The 16,891-nt window shown below is 61.0% G+C and carries 17 protein-coding genes; 6 read left to right on the top strand and 11 right to left on the bottom strand.

The window, feature by feature from the left end:
* The first annotated feature begins 22 nt into the window (after window positions 1-22).
* A complete protein-coding gene (locus AADW22_RS07260) occupies window positions 23-265 on the top strand; it encodes a DUF1289 domain-containing protein (RefSeq protein WP_005852599.1) in 243 nt (80 codons plus the stop codon).
* Window positions 266-297: 32 nt separating this feature from the next.
* Here AADW22_RS07260 and AADW22_RS07255 read toward each other — a convergent pair whose 3' ends face one another.
* Window positions 298-501 (bottom strand): hypothetical protein, encoded by a 204-nt coding sequence (locus tag AADW22_RS07255; protein WP_407473390.1) that lies wholly within the window; start codon window positions 499-501, stop codon window positions 298-300.
* A 301-nt stretch (window positions 502-802) separates the two neighbouring features.
* Here AADW22_RS07255 and dusA point away from each other — a divergent pair, with 301 nt between their 5' ends.
* Together dusA and AADW22_RS07245 are read left to right on the top strand one after the other, a co-directional pair.
* A complete protein-coding gene (gene dusA, locus AADW22_RS07250; protein WP_407473389.1) occupies window positions 803-1,816 on the top strand; it encodes a tRNA dihydrouridine(20/20a) synthase DusA in 1,014 nt (337 codons plus the stop codon).
* A gap of 37 nt (window positions 1,817-1,853) precedes the next feature.
* Window positions 1,854-2,675 (top strand): sulfite exporter TauE/SafE family protein, encoded by an 822-nt coding sequence (locus AADW22_RS07245; RefSeq protein ID WP_037943915.1) that lies wholly within the window; start codon window positions 1,854-1,856, stop codon window positions 2,673-2,675.
* A gap of 16 nt (window positions 2,676-2,691) precedes the next feature.
* On the opposite strand, the gene AADW22_RS07240 is transcribed toward AADW22_RS07245, so the two are convergent.
* The 10 genes from AADW22_RS07240 to glpD form a co-directional block, all read right to left on the bottom strand.
* On the bottom strand, window positions 2,692-3,825 hold the full coding sequence (locus AADW22_RS07240) for an iron-containing alcohol dehydrogenase (RefSeq protein ID WP_407474587.1): 1,134 nt from the start codon (window positions 3,823-3,825) through the stop codon (window positions 2,692-2,694).
* Between the two features lie 4 nt (window positions 3,826-3,829).
* Window positions 3,830-4,813, bottom strand: coding sequence for a class 1 fructose-bisphosphatase (locus tag AADW22_RS07235; RefSeq protein WP_407473388.1), 984 nt, complete (start codon window positions 4,811-4,813; stop codon window positions 3,830-3,832).
* A gap of 10 nt (window positions 4,814-4,823) precedes the next feature.
* Window positions 4,824-6,311 (bottom strand): glycerol kinase GlpK, encoded by a 1,488-nt coding sequence (gene glpK, locus AADW22_RS07230; RefSeq protein ID WP_339605635.1) that lies wholly within the window; start codon window positions 6,309-6,311, stop codon window positions 4,824-4,826.
* Window positions 6,312-6,464: 153 nt separating this feature from the next.
* Entirely contained in the window at window positions 6,465-8,186 is a 1,722-nt protein-coding gene (locus tag AADW22_RS07225) for an ABC transporter substrate-binding protein (RefSeq protein WP_037943910.1), read from the bottom strand.
* A 71-nt stretch (window positions 8,187-8,257) separates the two neighbouring features.
* A complete protein-coding gene (locus tag AADW22_RS07220; RefSeq protein WP_407473387.1) occupies window positions 8,258-8,530 on the bottom strand; it encodes a DUF2160 domain-containing protein in 273 nt (90 codons plus the stop codon).
* Window positions 8,531-8,554: 24 nt separating this feature from the next.
* Window positions 8,555-9,394: a carbohydrate ABC transporter permease gene (locus AADW22_RS07215; RefSeq protein ID WP_005852582.1), complete on the bottom strand. Its 840-nt coding sequence runs from the start codon at window positions 9,392-9,394 to the stop codon at window positions 8,555-8,557.
* Window positions 9,394-10,266, bottom strand: a complete 873-nt coding sequence (locus tag AADW22_RS07210; protein ID WP_037943909.1) for a carbohydrate ABC transporter permease — start codon at window positions 10,264-10,266, stop codon at window positions 9,394-9,396. Before AADW22_RS07210 ends, AADW22_RS07215 begins: the two co-directional genes overlap by 1 nt.
* A 51-nt stretch (window positions 10,267-10,317) precedes the next feature.
* Complete coding sequence (locus tag AADW22_RS07205; protein WP_286780108.1) at window positions 10,318-11,397, bottom strand: ABC transporter ATP-binding protein; 1,080 nt, start codon at window positions 11,395-11,397, stop codon at window positions 10,318-10,320.
* A 15-nt stretch (window positions 11,398-11,412) separates the two neighbouring features.
* Window positions 11,413-12,501: an ABC transporter ATP-binding protein gene (locus tag AADW22_RS07200; protein ID WP_005852576.1), complete on the bottom strand. Its 1,089-nt coding sequence runs from the start codon at window positions 12,499-12,501 to the stop codon at window positions 11,413-11,415.
* Window positions 12,502-12,514: 13 nt separating this feature from the next.
* Window positions 12,515-14,128, bottom strand: a complete 1,614-nt coding sequence (gene glpD / locus AADW22_RS07195; RefSeq protein ID WP_184582523.1) for a glycerol-3-phosphate dehydrogenase — start codon at window positions 14,126-14,128, stop codon at window positions 12,515-12,517.
* Between the two features lie 286 nt (window positions 14,129-14,414).
* Here glpD and AADW22_RS07190 point away from each other — a divergent pair, with 286 nt between their 5' ends.
* The 3 genes from AADW22_RS07190 to AADW22_RS07180 are packed head-to-tail and all read left to right on the top strand — an operon-like array spanning window position 14,415 to window position 16,870.
* Window positions 14,415-15,170, top strand: coding sequence for a DeoR/GlpR family DNA-binding transcription regulator (locus AADW22_RS07190; RefSeq protein WP_278376079.1), 756 nt, complete (start codon window positions 14,415-14,417; stop codon window positions 15,168-15,170).
* Between the two features lie 21 nt (window positions 15,171-15,191).
* Window positions 15,192-16,064, top strand: coding sequence for a carbohydrate ABC transporter permease (locus AADW22_RS07185; protein ID WP_168593158.1), 873 nt, complete (start codon window positions 15,192-15,194; stop codon window positions 16,062-16,064).
* The gene (locus tag AADW22_RS07180) at window positions 16,064-16,870 is read left to right on the top strand and encodes a carbohydrate ABC transporter permease (RefSeq protein WP_184582527.1); all 807 of its coding nucleotides are present in this window, start codon (window positions 16,064-16,066) and stop codon (window positions 16,868-16,870) included. The genes AADW22_RS07185 and AADW22_RS07180 overlap by 1 nt, the downstream gene beginning before the upstream one ends.
* The last annotated feature ends 21 nt before the right edge of the window (window positions 16,871-16,891 follow it).

The raw sequence follows: 16,891 nt of genomic DNA, 5'->3' as shown, positions 1-16,891 counted from the left end.
GCGACAGCGCGAGGATAAAGTGATGAGTGACGAGATCTGGAAGCGGAACGAAGTCGAAAGCCCCTGCGTGAAACTTTGCGTGGTGCACCCCGAGACGCGCCTGTGCACAGGCTGTTACCGATCCATTGACGAGATCGGCGCGTGGTCGCGTATGACGCCCGAAGAGCGCCGCAGCATCATGGCAGAGCTACCATCGCGGGCGGGTGCGTTAACGAAGCGGCGGGGGGGCCGTTCTGCGCGGCTCAAGCGTGACAGCACAGGCTGATCTGGCGAACCGTCTGGACCGTTGATGAGGATTCAGCGGGCCACGCGGTACAGGAAATCAAGCATTTCGCTGCTGGTCTGGGCCCCTTCGTGATCTTGCGGGGCGTAATTGTCATTCGCCGCTGGCGCCACGGGGGTCGCCCCAAAATGCTGCGCCACGGTCACGCATTGCCATGTTGCCGCTGCGGGCACGAAGCGAAGGATATTGGTCTGCGGGTCTTGCGCTGTATCTGTCATGTTCATCTCTGCCATCTCTCGGGTCGTTCAATTTGTGCGCCGGTCGATTCGATTCTCGGTCGCCTGTCGGTAGTTTGGCTCCGACAGTGTGATATAAGTGTTAAGATATGGCAGTATTTGGGCAAAATCAGGGTAATAAACGTATCAGGCCCTGCACATTCCGGCCCAATGCCGCGGATTTAGGCAAACAACGGGCGCGTGATATCGGCCCCCTGCCCCTTGCCATGCCCGCCCCGCTATAGCATTGACCCTCCCGAACCCCCATATTTCCAGCTCGATAGACGATAAGGCTTAGACCATCATGGGACATAGATCCGATCTCACCCGCGCTGCACGGCTTTCGGTCGCCCCGATGATGGACTGGACCGACCGGCATTGTCGCTACATGCACCGGCTGTTTTCAAAGCAGACGTTGCTGTATACCGAAATGGTGACCTCGCCTGCCTTGGTACGCGGCGGCGCGTTGCATTTGCTGGATCATGATACCTCGGAGCATCCCGTGGCCTTGCAGCTTGGCGGGTCTGACCCGGACGAGCTGGCAGAGGCGGCGCGGATCGGAACGCAGGCGGGGTATGACGAGATCAACCTGAACGTCGGCTGCCCGTCGGATCGCGTGCAATCGGGCTGTTTTGGCGCCGTGCTGATGGAGCAACCGGCGCTGGTGGCGAAATCCGTCGCGGCGATGCGCCGCGCGGTGGATGTGGACGTGACCGTCAAATGCCGGATCGGCGTGGATGACCAGAACCCCGCCGAGGTGCTGCCCGAGTTTCTGGCGCAGATCGTCGGCGCGGGCTGTGAACGGGTGACAATCCACGCGCGCAAGGCGTGGCTGCAGGGGCTCAGCCCCAAGGAAAACCGCGACATTCCCCCCTTGGACTACGAGCTGGTGCACCGGATGAAGGGGCTGTTTCCGAACCTGCATATCTCGATCAACGGGGGTATCACCTCGCTTGATCAGGCAGAGGCGTTTCTGGACGCCGGTTTGGATGGCGTGATGATCGGGCGCAGCGCCTATCATAACCCGACCGATATTCTGGCGCAGGCGGATCGCCGCATTTACGGCACCGGCGCAGACACCACGCCCGAGGATGTCGTGGCGCAGATGCTGCCCTATATCGACGCGCATATCGACGGCGGCGGCAAGCTGAACCAGATCACGCGCCATATGATGGGGCTCTTTGCCGGTCGCACCGGCGCACGGGTCTGGCGGCGCACCCTGTCCGAGCAGGCCTCCCGCCCCGGTGCCGACCGTCAGGTCCTGCTAGAGGCGCTGGACGCGATGCAGACACTGGCCGAGGCGCAAGAAGCGGTATAGCAACAGGGGCAACCGCACGACATTCAGGATCACCCCCATGCAAGACCCCACCCTCCTTCTGCAGATTGTCCTTATGATCATGGCCATCGGTGCCTTTGCCGGTGTGCTGGCGGGGCTGCTGGGTGTCGGTGGCGGCATCGTCTTGGTGCCCGCGTTTTTCTATGCGTTCCAAGCGCTTGGCTATGACAGCCCGCAGCTGATGCAGATGTGTCTGGCAACCTCGCTGGCGACGATCATCGTGACCTCGCTGCGGTCGGTGCACAGCCACAATAAAAAGGGCGCGGTCGATTGGGCGATCCTCAAGACATGGGCACCGGGGATCGTGATCGGAGCCATCATCGGGATGCTGGTGGTGGCACAGCTGCGCACGAGCGTCTTGCAGGGCATCTTTGGCGGGCTGGCGCTGGTCGTCGGGCTTTATATGGCTTTTGGACGGGCGCATTGGCGCTTGGGGCAGGCGATGCCCCGTGGGGCCGCGCGCGCGGCGCTGTCACCCTCTGTCGGGTTTCTGTCGGTGCTGATGGGGATCGGCGGCGGCAGTTTCGGCGTGCCGCTGATGAGCCTGTTCAACGTGCCGATCCACCGTGCCGTGGCAACGGCTGCGGGGTTTGGCGTGCTGATCGCCGTGCCCTCTGTCATCGGGTTCCTGCTGGTTGATGCCGCGCCCAACAGCCCGCCGCTGACGGTGGGGGCGGTGAACCTGCCCACCTTTGCCATTGTCATCGCCATGACGCTGATCACCGCGCCGCTGGGGGTTAGACTGGCCCATGCGATGGACCCGAAACCGTTGAAACGGGTGTTTGCGGTCTTCCTGATCCTCGTGGCGCTGAACATGCTGCGCAAATCGCTGGGGCTGTAATCCGCCCCGAGAGGCGTCAGGCGCGCAGGATGGCGATCAGTTCGTCCTGCGACAGCGCGAAGGGCGTGCCCTTCATCGAGGATGCACCGGCGGACAGGCGTGCCACCTCTGCGTGATTCTCGGGGTTCAGTCCCATTTCCGCCAGCGTGCGCAGCCCCATCTGACGGGACCAATCGCGCAGGGCGGCGATCCCTGCCCCGTCTTGAACGTCGAATGTCGCGTCGATCAGCCCAAGCACCCACATCAGGCGCGTGTGGACCTGCGTGCCGGCCTCTGCCTTGTCCAAGTGAGACGCCAGCACCGCGGGCAGAAGCGCGCCGCAAATCTCTCCGTGGGGGGCACCGGTCTGGCCGCCGAGCACACCGGCAAAGCCATGCACCGCCCCCAGCCCCGCATTTGCCAAGGCCAAGCCGCCGCAGGTGCTGGCCCAAGCCATGTTGTCCCACGCTTCCGCTGCGTCTTGCTCAACCACGGCGCGCAGGGCGACCAGCCCCTTGGGGATCGCCGCCTGACACAGCGCATCCGTCATCGCCGTCGCTTTGATGGACAGGTAGGGTTCGATCACCTGCGTGACCGCATCCAGCCCCGCCGCAAGGGTAACGCGGCGCGGTGCGCCCTGCATCAGCCCGGCATCCACGATCGCGATATCGGGAATCATCCGCGCGTCGCGCAGGCTGACCTTGACCCCGTGTTCCGGCACGGCAATCACCGCGTTCTTGGTCACCTCTGCCCCCGTGCCCGCCGTGGTCGGCAGCGCGATCATCGGCAAAGGTGCGCGGTCGAGCGGTTTACCGCCCCCCACCCCTTCGAGGTAGTCCAGCGGTGCCCCCGCGCAGGGGATCAGCGCCGCGAGCGCCTTGGCAAAGTCGATCACCGATCCGCCGCCAAGTGCGACAACCACATCCGGCCGATCTACGGAAACCCGGGCGAGTGCGGCTTCCAGCGCTGGCAGGCTCGGCTCGGACCCGCAGCTTTGTGTGGTGACCGACAGACCCGCCGCGCGGCAATCCTCGACCAACCAAGCCGCGCGCGCTGCATTTGAGCCGTGTACGATCAGCACACGCGCCCCAAAGCCAGCAGCTAGCGTGGCCGTCTGCGCGGCCTGTCCACGCCCGAAATGCAGCGCTTGCGGAGAGAAGAACGAGAACATCGGCTTAGCTGTCAGCGGCGTCTTTGTGGTAGCTGTCAAGCACGGCAACCTCGTCGCGCGAGCCAAGGATCACCGGAACGCGCTGGTGCGGTGCCGTGGGGGCGACGTCCATGATCGCGCCCTGCCCCGTCGATGCAGTACCGCCTGCCGCTTCGATCACCATCGCCATCGGGTTCGCCTCGTACATCAGACGCAGCTTGCCGCCGGTCTTCTGGTTGTTGCTGTCAGCGGGGTACAAAAAGACCCCGCCACGCGTGAGGATACGGTGCACATCCGCGACCATGGACGCGGTCCAGCGCATGTTGAACGACCGGCCACGGGGGCCTTCCTTGCCGGCGACAGCCTCGTCCACATAGCGGCTGACGGGGGCATACCAATAGCGTGCGCGTGACGTGTTGATCGCATATTCCGACGTCTCGGCGGGCACGGTCATCTTGGGGTGCGTCAGGCTGAATTCGCCCGTGTCCGGATCGCTGCTGAAGCCTGCAACCTCGTTGCCTTTGGTCACCACAAACATGGTCGAGGGGCCGTAGATCGCATAGCCAGCGCAAATCTGGTTACGGCCGTTGTGCAGCACGTTGCGGTCACCATCGGCCTGCACCTGCATGACCGAGAAGATCGACCCCACCGACAGGTTCACATCAAGGTTCGACGACCCGTCCAGCGGATCGAAATACAGCAGGTAGTCGCCCTTTTGCGGCTCTTTCAGCCAAGTAACCTCTTCCACCTCTTCCGACACAAGTGCGGCGACACGCGCGCTGTTGGCACACTCACGCTCGAACACGTCATTGGCCATGATATCCAGCGTCTTTTGCGCTTCGCCCTGCACGTTGATCTCTCCGGCGGCACCAAGGTTGCCCTCGAATGCACCACGACGCACGAGACCGGCGATCAGTCGCGACGCCGATGCGATGTCTTCCAGCAGAAACACCAGATCGGGGTCAAAGCTGTTTTGGGTCAGATACCGGCGAAGCGTTGGGGCTGTCATGGGGAGTTCCTTAAAAATTCAGGGTCGCGTCAACGGCCTTTTTCCAGAGCGCATATTTCGCGTCGCGCTGGTCATCGTCCATTTTCGGCGTGAATTGGGTTTCCTGTGTCCACGATTTCGCGAACTGTTCCTGATCAGGATAAACGCCCGCGTGCATCCCCGCAAGCCACGCGACCCCGAGGGCGGTGGTTTCATGCACGGTGGGCCGGTCAACGGGAGCGGCGATGATGTCGGACAGGAATTGCATGGTCCAGTCGCTGGCAGACATGCCGCCATCGACGCGCAAGGTGGGCTGCACGCCATCTGCTTTCCAGTCGGCAGACATCGCTTCAAGCAGGTCGCGCGTCTGGTAGCCGACGCTTTCCAGCGCCGCGCGGGCCATTTCGGCGGGCCCCGTGCCACGGGTCAGCCCGAAGACCGCGCCGCGACAATCGGGGTTCCAATAGGGCGCACCCAGCCCGACAAAGGCCGGCACCAATACCACGTTCTGATGCGGATCCGCCTGTTCGGCCAGCCCTTGCGTCTCGGCCGAATCCTGAATGATCTGCAAACCGTCGCGCAGCCATTGCACCACGGCCCCCGCGACAAAGATCGATCCTTCGAGCGCGTAGGTCGGCTTGCCGTCGAATTGATAGGCAATGGTGGTGAGCAGCCGGTTTTCCGACCGCACCGGCGTGTCGCCCGTGTTCATCAGCGCGAAACAGCCCGTACCGTAGGTGGATTTCAGCATCCCCGGCTCGAAACACGCCTGCCCTACCGTGGCCGCCTGCTGGTCGCCCGCGACCCCGTGGATCGGCACGGCAGCGCCCAGAACATCGGGATCGGTATGGCCGAAATCATCGGCGCAATTCTTGACCTCTGGCAACATCTCCATCGGGATGTCGAGCAGGTCACAGATCGAACGGCTCCACCGGCCTTTGCGGATGTCATACAGCATGGTGCGCGCGGCGTTGGTGGCATCCGTCGCATGCGAGGCCCCACCGGTGAGCTTCCAGATCAAAAAGCAATCGACGGTGCCGAACAGCAGCTCGCCCTTGGCGGCACGGTCGCGCGCGCCTTCGACATTGTCCAATATCCACGCCAGCTTGGTGCCCGAGAAATACGGGTCCAACAACAGGCCGGTGCGGTCGGTGAACATCTCTTCGTGGCCCGCGTCGCGCAGGGTGCGGCACTGGCTGGCGGTGCGGCGGTCCTGCCAGACGATGGCGTTATAGATTGGGCGGCCGGTTTCCTTGTCCCAGACCACAACGGTCTCGCGCTGGTTGGTGATGCCAATGGCGGCGATATCGCCTGCCGTGATCCCTGCCTTGTCGATCGCCCCGCGGCAGGTCGCCTGCGTGGTGCGCCACAGATCATCGGGATCATGTTCAACCCAGCCGGACTGGGGGAAATGCTGGGGAAATTCTTCCTGGGCGCTGGCAATCGACGTCATCGTGTCATCGTAAACGATGGCCCGTGTGGAGGTGGTGCCTTGGTCAATGGCAAGGATATACGTCATGCGCGTCCCTTTGGAAGTGTAGCAACCGTCAGATGGTGCCGTATCCTAGCAAGGGTCGGCAGGCCCGACCAGATATCAGGGCAATGACGGATGTCGGCGTTGTTGGAAAATTAAAGGTTCCGGGGCCAGCGAACCGGCCCCGGAAAGAGTGGCTTACTGCCAGGATTTGATCAGCTCATCATAGGCGATGGTCTGTGGCTCTTCGTCTTCGCTTTCCAGTTTCGCTTTGGGCGAACCGGGCTGGGACAGCCAGTACTCTGGATCACGCTCTTCGTTCATCTTGGGGCCAATGTCCCCTTGAACGCCGGCACGCTCCAGACGGATCAGGACTTTTTCCTGATCAGCGCACAGGGCATCCAGCGCTTCCTGAGGGGTCTTCGCACCGGACATGGCGTCGCCGATGTTCTGCCACCACAGCTGCGCCAGCTTTGGATAGTCAGGCACGTTGGTACCGGTTGGGGACCACTGAACGCGCGCTGGCGAACGGTAGAATTCAACCAGACCACCCAGTTTCGGTGCACGCTCTGTAAAGCTTTCGTGCTGGATCGACGATTCACGGATGAAGGTCAGGCCAACGTGGCTTTTCTTGACGTCCACAGTCTTGGAGGTGACGAACTGCGCATAGAGCCATGCGGCCTGTGCACGGTCCACCGGTGTGGATTTCATCAGCGTCCACGACCCGGCATCCTGATACCCGATCTTGGTGCCTTCGGTCCAATATGCACCGTGGGGCGAAGGTGCCATGCGCCATTTCGGCGTGCCATCTTCGTTCATCACGGGCAGGTCAGGCTCTACCGACGCGGCGGTAAAGGCGGTGTACCAGAACATCTGCTGGGCCACGTTGCCCTGCGCCGGAATTGGGCCCGCCTCAGAGAAGGTCATGCCCGCAGCCGCCGGAGGCGAATACTTCTGCAGCCATTCGATCGCTTTGGTCACAGCATAGACCGCTGCTGGCCCGTTTGTGGCACCGCCACGCGCAACGCAAGAACCCACAGGCTGCGAGTTTTCGTTGACGCGGATACCCCATTCGTCGACGGGCAGACCGTTTGGCTCGCCCACATCACCGGCACCGGCCATCGACAGCCACGCATCGGTGTAGCGCCAGCCAAGCGACGGGTCTTTCTTGCCGTAGTCCATGTTGCCAAAGACTTCGCCTTCGACGCCAAGACGCGACAGGTCGCGACCGGTGAAGAACTCGGCGATGTCCTCATATGCGGACCAGTTGACCGGAACACCCAGATCGTAGCCATATTTCTCTTTGAAATCAGCCTTGTTCTGCTCGTCGTTGAACCAATCGTAGCGGAACCAATACAGGTTCGCGAACTGCTGGTCGGGCAGCTGGTAGATCTTGCCATCGGGGCCGGTCGTGAACGACAGGCCGATGAAGTCTTCAAGGTCGAGACCGGGGTTGGTCACGGCCTTGCCTTCGCCTTCCATCCAGTCGGACAGGTTGCGGGCTTGCTGATAGCGCCAGTGCGTCCCGATCAGGTCGGAATCGTTGATATAGGCGTCATAGATGTTCTCGCCCGACTGCATTTGCGTTTGCAGCTTTTCGACAACGTCACCTTCGCCGATCAGGTCATGGGTGACCTTGATGCCGGTGATCGCTTCGAAAGCGGGGGCCAGAACGGTGGATTCGTAGGTGTGCGTGCCGATTGTCTCGGACACAACGTTGATCGACATGCCTTCAAACGGTTTTGCAGCGTCGATAAAGAACTGCAGTTCGGCTTCCTGGTCTTCCCGCGACAGCGCGGAGAGATCGCCGATTTCCTTATCAAGGAAAGCCTTTGCGGCCTCCATGTCGGCGAACGCAGGTGCGGCAAACATGCAAGCCGCAAGCCCGATCGCAGTCGTTCCCTTTAAGCGCAAGTTCATGATGTTCCTCCCTAGAATTGAACATTTGAGAGGTCCGGTTCTTGCAGGCCGGCCCCCCTTATTTTCCTTTCCTAGACCCAGCGGAAAACCGCGATGGCATAGAAAAGGCAGACAACCAATGCCCCCCATTGGGGCGCACTGAGCAGCCCGAGCCAAGCCAGATTGATAAAGGCCGAGCCCAGAAGCGTGATGAACAACCGGTCACCGCGCGTCGTTTCCATCCCCAGTATACCGGCGCGCGGCACTTCGGGGAATTTGATTGCAAGGATCGTAAAGGTGATCAGCGTCACCGCGATGATCACAAAGAAAGCGGCGGTGGGCCAAGTCCAAGCCATCCAGTCCATAATGTTTCCTCCGGTCTTTCTTTGTTAAACGCGGCCCAAGGCAAAGCCTTTGGCGATGTAGTTGCGCACGAAATAGATCACCAAGGCACCGGGTACGATGGTCAACACCCCTGCCGCGGCCAGCACGCCCCAGTCGATCCCGGCGGCACCCACGGTACGGGTCATGGTGGCGGCAATCGGCTTGGCGTCCACGCTGGTCAACGTCCGGCTCAGCAGCAGCTCAACCCAGCTGAACATGAACAGGAAGAAGGCCGTGACCCCGATCCCCGACGCCACCAGTGGCGTGAAGATGCGGATGAAAAAGCGCGGGAAGCTGTAGCCGTCGATATAGGCCGTCTCGTCGATCTCTTTCGGGACGCCGCGCATGAACCCTTCGAGGATCCACACAGCCAGCGGCACGTTGAACAGACAATGCGCCAGCGCCACAGCAATATGCGTGTCGAACAAGCCGACGGAGCTATAAAGCTGGAAGAATGGCAGCGCGAAAACCGCGGGCGGGGCCATCCGGTTGGTCAGCAGCCAGAAAAACAGGTGCTTGTCGCCCATGAAGCTGTAGCGCGAGAAGGCATAGGCCGCCGGCAGCGCCACCGCGAGCGAGATCACCATGTTCATCACCACATAAGCCATCGAGTTCAGATAGCCCGTGTACCATGACGCATCCGTCAGGATCGTCATATAGTTGTCGAACGTCAGATCACGCGGCCACAGGGTAAAGCTGTTGAGGATCTCTGTGTTGGTCTTGAGGCTCATGTTCAGCAGCCAGTAGATCGGCAGCAGCAAGAACAGCAGATAGAGCGCCATGACAACCGCATTGCCCTTGATCTTGGGCAGGGCAAACCCTCTTTTTTGTGCAAGATCAGACATCAGTGGCCATCCCTTTTATCGAGGTTCGTCATCACGGTGTAGAACACATAGGAGATCAGCAGGATCACCAGATAATACATGATCGAGAACGCCGCCGCAGGACCAAGGTCAAACTGTCCGAGGGCCATCTTGACCAGATCGATCGACAGGAAGGTGGTAGAGTTACCAGGCCCCCCGCCCGTCACGACGAACGGTTCGGTGTAGATCATGAAGCTGTCCATAAACCGCAGCAGGATCGCGATCATCAGAACGCCCATCATCTTGGGCAGCTCGATATAGCGGAAGACTTTCCAGCGGCTCGCCTGGTCGATCTTGGCCGCCTGATAGTAAGCGTCGGGGATGGATTGCAGACCGGCATAGGCCAGCAGCGCCACCAGCGACGTCCAGTGCCAGACATCCATCACGATCACAGTGATCCATGCGGCATAGAAATCCTGTGTGTAGTTATAGTCGATGCCCAAGGCCGACAGCGTGTAGCCCAACAGGCCAATGTCCACGCGGCCAAAGATTTGCCAGATGGTGCCAACCACGTTCCACGGGATCAACAGCGGCAGCGACATCAGAACCAGACACAGCGAGGCCCAGAACCCTTTCTTGGGCATGTTCAGCGCCACGAAGATCCCCAACGGGATTTCAATGGCCAGAATGATCACCGAAAACGCGATCTGGCGGCCCAAGGCGTTCCACATCCGCTCGGATTCAATCATCTCGCGGAACCAGTCGAGGCCAGCCCAGAAGAACTGGTTGTTCCCGAAGGTATCCTGCACCGAATAGTTCACCACAGTCATCAGCGGGATCACGGCAGAGAAAGCCACCAGCAGCAGCACGGGCAACACAAGGAACCAGGCCTTTTGATTGACGGTCTTGTTCATGACGCGGTCCTTTCAGCGAGGGTCAGCGGGAAAGCGGCGGATTGGATCATCTTAGGCCCCCTGCGGCGCAACGCGCCAGCTGTTGGCATAGACATTCACCCCGGCAGGGTCGAAAACAATGCGGTTCATATCCGGCGAAATTTCGGCACCTTCTTCGGCGATCACGTTGATTTCATTGCCATTAAAGTCAGCACGCACGATCTTGTGGCGGCCCACATCCTCGATCCGCTTAATCGTGACAGGCAGCCCCGCCTCGCCCGTGGCAAGCCGTGTGAATTCAGGGCGCACGCCCAGTTCGACCTTGCCGTCCAGCGGCGCAAAGCCGTGGCCCAAGGCGATCTCGTGGCCGCCAATGACGGCCTTGTCGCCGGTCACCGTCGCGTCGAGCACATTCATACCGGGCGAGCCGATGAAATAGCCAACGAAGGTGTGCTGTGGTGTCTCGAACAGCTCTTGCGGGGTGCCCATCTGCACAACGCGGCCGTCATACATGACGACAACCTTATCCGCAAAAGTCAGCGCTTCGGTCTGGTCGTGGGTCACGTAGATCATCGTGTGACCAAATTCATGGTGCAGCGACTTTAGCTGCGTGCGCAGTTCCCACTTCATATGGGGGTCGATCACGGTCAGCGGTTCGTCAAACAGCAGCGCGTTCACGTCCTCGCGCACCATCCCCCGCCCGAGCGAGATTTTCTGTTTCGCATCCGCCGTCAGCCCGCGCGCCTTGCGGTTCAGCATGTCTTCCATGCCGATCATCCCCGCGATCTGCTGCACGCGCTGCGCGACATAGGCCGCATCTGCCCCCCGGTTGCGCAGCGGGAACGCCAGATTGTCGCGCACGGTCATCGTGTCATAGACCACCGGAAACTGGAAAACCTGCGCGATGTTGCGCTTGGTCGTGGGGTCGTTGGTCACGTCACGGTCGTTGAACAGGATACGGCCCTGACTGGGGTGCAGCAGGCCCGAGATGATGTTCAGCAACGTGGATTTACCGCAGCCCGACGCACCCAAAAGCGCGTAGGCTTCGCCGTCCACCCAGTCGTGGTTCAGCTCTTTCAGCGCGAAATCATCTTCGCTGGTGGGGTTGGGCAAATAGGAATGCGCCAGGTTATCAAGGGTGATTTTTGCCATTGGTCCGGTCCTCCCTCAGGCCGCTGCCGCATAGGATGCGGGGGCCACGGATGTGCCGTCTTCGGCAAAGATGTAAACATGTGTCGGGTCAAGATAGACGTTCAGCGGAGCCCCGATCTTGAGGTCTTTGACCCCGTGCACCAGACCGACCCAGTTTTCACCGTGGTGATCAAGGTGGATAAAGGTTTCCGACCCTGTGATCTCGGTCACGTTCAGCTTGCCCGCAAACTCAAGCGCGTCGTCAGACTGCTTGGACAGTTCAAGGTGGTTGGGGCGGAAGCCCGCAACATAGCTGCCATCGGCCACGGTCTTGAAGTTCCCGAAGGTCGCGACCTTGTTGCCATCGCCAAAGGTCAGCGTGTCGCCGGCCTTGGTGATGTTGAGGAAGTTCATCGGCGGGTCAGAGAAGACGCGCGCGGTCGTGGCATCGACGGGCTGGCGGTAGACCACGGGGGTCAGGCCGAACTGCGTGATGCGCCCTTCCCACAATGTGGCGGTGTGCCCGCCCAGCAAAAGCGCCTCTTCCGGTTCGGTCGTGGCATAGACGAAGATCGACCCTGCTTCTTCAAAGATCTTCGGAATCTCGGCCCGCAGCTCTTCGCGCAGCTTGTAGTCGAGGTTCGCCAGCGGTTCGTCCAGCAACACCAGCCCCGCGTCCTTGACCAAAGCCCGTGCAAGCGCGCAGCGTTGCTGTTGCCCGCCCGACAGTTCCAGCGGCTTGCGGTCCAGCATCGGCGTCAACTGCATCAGATCGGCGGCCTTGCGCACGGCGCTGTCGATCTCGTCCTTGGATTTGCCCAGCAACCGCATGGGACTGGCGATGTTGTTGTAGACGGTCATCGACGGGTAGTTGATGAACTGCTGATACACCATCGCCACACCGCGATCCTGAACGCGCATGCCGGTGACATCCTCGCCGTTCCAGATCACCTTGCCGGTGTTGGGCACATCCAGCCCCGCCATCAACCGCATCAGGGAGGTCTTGCCCGCAGATGTCGGCCCCAGCAGCACGTTCATGGTGCCGGACTGCAGCTCAAGATCTGTCGGATGAATATGCGTCTGGCCGTTTACGACCTTGGACACGCCTTGCAAAACGAGCGACATGTTCCTCTCCCCTTCACGCGCCAGTGGCGGCTGTAGTGTTGTCGGCGGGCGTGGCGGTGGTTTCCACCATCCATGCTTCCAACGTGTTCAATTCATCCGCGTCAAGCCGCAGGCCCAGTTTGGACCGGCGCCAGATGATGTCGTCAGCGGTGCGGGCAAATTCCTTGTCGATCAGCCACTTGGCCTCACGCTCGGTCAGGGTCGCACCGAAATCACGCCCCAGATCTGCCGCGGTGTGCGCGTCGCCCAAGACATCAAATGCCTCGCGCCCGTAGGCTTTGACCAGACGATCCGCCCAACGTTGGGTCAAAAATCCGTAGCGGTCCTGCAACTCTTGTTTCAACGCCGCCACGCCGTCTACCGGAAAATCGCCGCCAGGCAAGGCGACACCCGCCGTCCAGGGTTTGGCGTCATTGGCGAAATAGGGCTGGATCTTCTCTAGCGCGCTTTCGGCCAATCGGCGGTAGGTGGTGATCTTGCCGCCAAAGACGTTCAGCACCGGCGCACCGGCGGATGTGTCGACCTTCAGCACATAGTCTCGCGTTGCCGCCGTGGCAGAGCTCGCCCCGTCGTTATACAGCGGGCGCACGCCGGAGTAGGTCCAGACGATATCGTCGGTGGTAATCTGCTTTTTCAGGTATTTGGACGCAAACCGCACGAGGTAGTCCTGCTCCTCGGGGGTGCAGACCGGCTTTTCGGACACATCCGCATGGTCGGCATCTGTGGTGCCGATCAGGGTAAAATCCGTCTCGTAAGGAATGGTAAAGATGATGCGCCCGTCTTCGCCTTGGAAGAAGTAGCATTTGTCGTGGTCATAAAGCTTGGGCGTCACGATATGGCTGCCCCGCACCAGCCGCACCCCTTCCGAGGAATTGATGCGCACGGTGTTGCGGATCACGTTTTCCACCCACGGGCCACCGGCGTTGACCAACATCTTGGCCTGTACCACGCGTTGGGGGCCGCCGTCTTTCGGTTCCAGCGTGACCTGCCACATGCCGTCGATCTGCTCGGCAGAAACAACTTTGGTGCGGGTGTTGATCCGCGCACCACGGGCTTGGGCGTCGCGAGCGTTCAGCACCACCAGACGGCTGTCTTCGATCCAGCAGTCGGAATACTCATAGGCTTTTTCGAACTTGTCCTGCAGCGGTGCGCCCTCGGGGGCCTGCGTCAGATCGACCGCGGTCGTCCCCTTGAGGATCTGCCGCCCGCCCAGATTGTCATACATGAACAGACCCAAGCGGATCAGCCACGCAGGGCGACGCCCCTTCATCCACGGCATGAACACGTTGAGCAGCTTTGAGGTGGGCGTATCCCCCTCGAACCGCATATCCTTATGATAAGGCAGCACAAACCGCATCGGCCAAGAGATGTGCGGCATCGCTTTCAGCAGGGTTTCGCGTTCGATCAACGCCTCGCGGACAAGGCGGACCTCCCAGTATTCCAGATAGCGCAGCCCGCCGTGAAACAGCTTGGTCGAGGCCGAGGAGGTCGCCGAGGCCAGATCGTTCATCTCTGCCAGCTCGACGGTAAACCCACGGCCCACGGCGTCGCGTGCAATGCCGCAGCCGTTGATCCCTCCGCCGATCACAAAGAGATCGACGCTGTGTTCTGTTTCAAGCTGGCTCAATGAAGCCTCCCCGCATCATTTTCGCGTCTCGCAGCTAGGTTTGCGAGACGTCGTGACAAAAGACACCAAGCCCCTTCGTTTTTCAAGATCGAACGTTCGTTTCTTTTCGTTTTCGACTACAGCCTTGATTTTAGGCGCATTAATCCTTCGCCTGACGCGCATTTCTGCGCCTTACAGACGATATACCACGATTCGCGGCCTTGACGTGCTTCGCTTTCCGTAGATTGTAAGTTTTGGTCGGGCGTGCAGAAACCTTGAGCATCCCCAGCCAAAGACGGGGGGATCTATGTCAAATTTCAGACAGCGCGAGATTTTGGAGCTGGCGCGCAAGGACGGCAAAGTCACCGTCGACGGGCTGGCAGAGGCGTATAACGTCACCGTGCAGACCATCCGCCGCGACCTGTCCGAGCTTGCTGAGAGCGGCAAGCTGGAACGGGTGCATGGCGGCGCGGTGATCCCGTCGGGGGTGGTGAATATCGTCTATGACGAACGCCGCCGCCTGAACGAGGAAGGCAAACGCGCCATCGCCGAACATTGCGCGCAGGCTATACCGCATGGGGCGTCGGTGTTCATGAACATCGGCACCAGTACCGAGGCAGTCGCGCAGGAAATGCTGCATCACGAAAACCTGCTGGTGGTGACGAACAACCTCAACATTGCCAATATCCTCGCCGCCAACCAAAGCTGCGAGATCATCCTGACAGGCGGCGTCTTGCGCCGTGCGGATGGCGGCATGGTGGGCGGGCTGACTGCCGAGATGGTCAAACAGTTCAAGTTCGATTTCTCGGTTCTGGGTTGTTCTGCCATTGATGCGGACGGCGATCTGCTGGATTTCGACGGGCAAGAGGTGCTGGTCAGCCGGTCCGCCATCGGGCGGTCACGCACGGTGATGGTCGTGGCCGACCACCTGAAGTTCCAGCGCAAGGCCCCGCTGACGATCTGTTCGCTGCGCGATGTGAACACGTTGTTCACCGACCACCGCCTGCCCGATGCGCTGAAGGCGGAATGCGCGGGCTGGGGCACCTCGGTTGTGACCGCCTGACCCAAGTATGGACAGAACCCCATGAAGCAGCATGACCCGCGCGGCTGGCTTTTTGTCGCCCCCGCCTGCCTTTTGCTGGGGGTGGTCGGGCTGATCCCGCTGGTCACCGTCATCAACTATTCGTTTTTCGAGATTTTCACCCTGCAATCGCGCTTCTGGATCGGGACAGAGTGGTTTCGCGACCTGATCACCGCACCGCGGTTCTGGGCGAGCTTCGGGCGCAGCGCGCTGTTCTCGACCTTTGTGCTGTGCATCCAGATCCCGCTGGGGATCGCGTTGGCCCTATGCATCCCGCGCGGGCGGATCTGGGCAGGGGCCGCCTTGGCTGTGCTGTCGCTGCCGCTGCTGGTACCGTGGAATATGATCCCTGCGCTCTGGCTGAGCCTGATGAACGACGACACAGGCATTTTGGGGCAGTGGCTGGCGGGCTACGGCTGGCCCGCCGCGTGGAAGGACAGCGCCGTGCTGACCTGGGTGGTGATCTTGGCAATGGACACGTGGCATTGGACCAGCCTTGTGGTCATCCTCGCCTATAGCGCGCTGACCACGATCCCCGATCCGCTGTATCAGGCCGCCGCCATCGACGGGGCGCGCCCGTGGCAGGTGTTTCGCCATATCCAGTTGCCGCGGTTGCAGCATGTGCTGCTCATGGCGGTGCTGTTGCGGTTCATGGACAGTTTCATGATCTACACCGAGGCCTTTCCGATCAATGCCGGCGGCCCGGCGGAGGCCAGCCTGTTTCTGGCCGTGGATCTGGGCGAGGAGATCAAGGCGTTCAACTACGGCCCCTCGGCCGCGCGGTCGGTGCTATATTTTCTGATCGTGCTGTCGGTGGCATGGGTCTTTACCAAGGTGCAAGCCAAGCTTGACGATCCCAAACCGGGGGTGCCGTGATGATACCGCGTCGGGCATGGCCCGTGATCAAACTGGCGCTGCTGGGGGCGTTCATCCTCTTTACCATCCTGCCGCTGGTGCAAATGACGGTGCTGAGCTTTACCGCGACGCTGGCGCAGGACGGGCTGAGCTTGGGCGAGACCACGCTGCGCAACTATCGCGCCATCTGGGCCGACCCGAGCTTGCGCGCGGCCTTTGGCAACTCCGTCGCCTATGTGCTGATCAATATCGCGATCACCATCCCCGTCGCCCTGCCCGCAGCCTTTGCCTTTGCGCGGCTGTCGTTTCTGGGGGACAAACACCTGTTCTTCAGCTTCATCGCCTTTCGCATCACCCCGCCCGTGGTGCTGACCCTGCCGATCTTCCAGCTTTTCTCGGTGCTTGGCATCGTCAACTCGGTCACCGGCATCGCGCTGGCGCATTGTCTGTTCAACCTGCCGGTATCGATCTGGATTCTGCAGGGTTTCATCGCCGCCGTCCCGCGCGAGATGGACGAGACGGCGTTCCTTGATGGCTATTCGCGCCCCCGCTACATCTGGAAGATCCTGCTGCCGCAGATCGCGCCCGGCATCGCGGTGACTGCGTTTTTCTGCTTTATGTTCAGCTGGGTAGAAGTCGTCTTTGCCCGCATCCTGACCACCACCAACGGCAAGCCGATCTCTATGGCGCTCGGCGCGATGTTCGGCTTTCAGACAGATATCGGGATGGTCATGGCCTTTACGCTGACATCTATGTTGCCCGGCGCATTGCTGCTGTTTGCCATGCGCAACCATCTGTCCCGCGGGTTCAAGGTCGGGCGGGTCTAGAGCCCGCTTTCCCCTTCAAGG

This window comes from Sulfitobacter sp. PM12 (assembly GCF_045586035.1).
In the GTDB taxonomy this organism is placed as follows: Bacteria; Pseudomonadota; Alphaproteobacteria; order Rhodobacterales; family Rhodobacteraceae; genus Sulfitobacter; species Sulfitobacter pontiacus.
The sequence above is the reverse complement of the archived record's forward strand: the minus strand, read 5'-3'. Positions and strand labels throughout refer to the sequence as shown.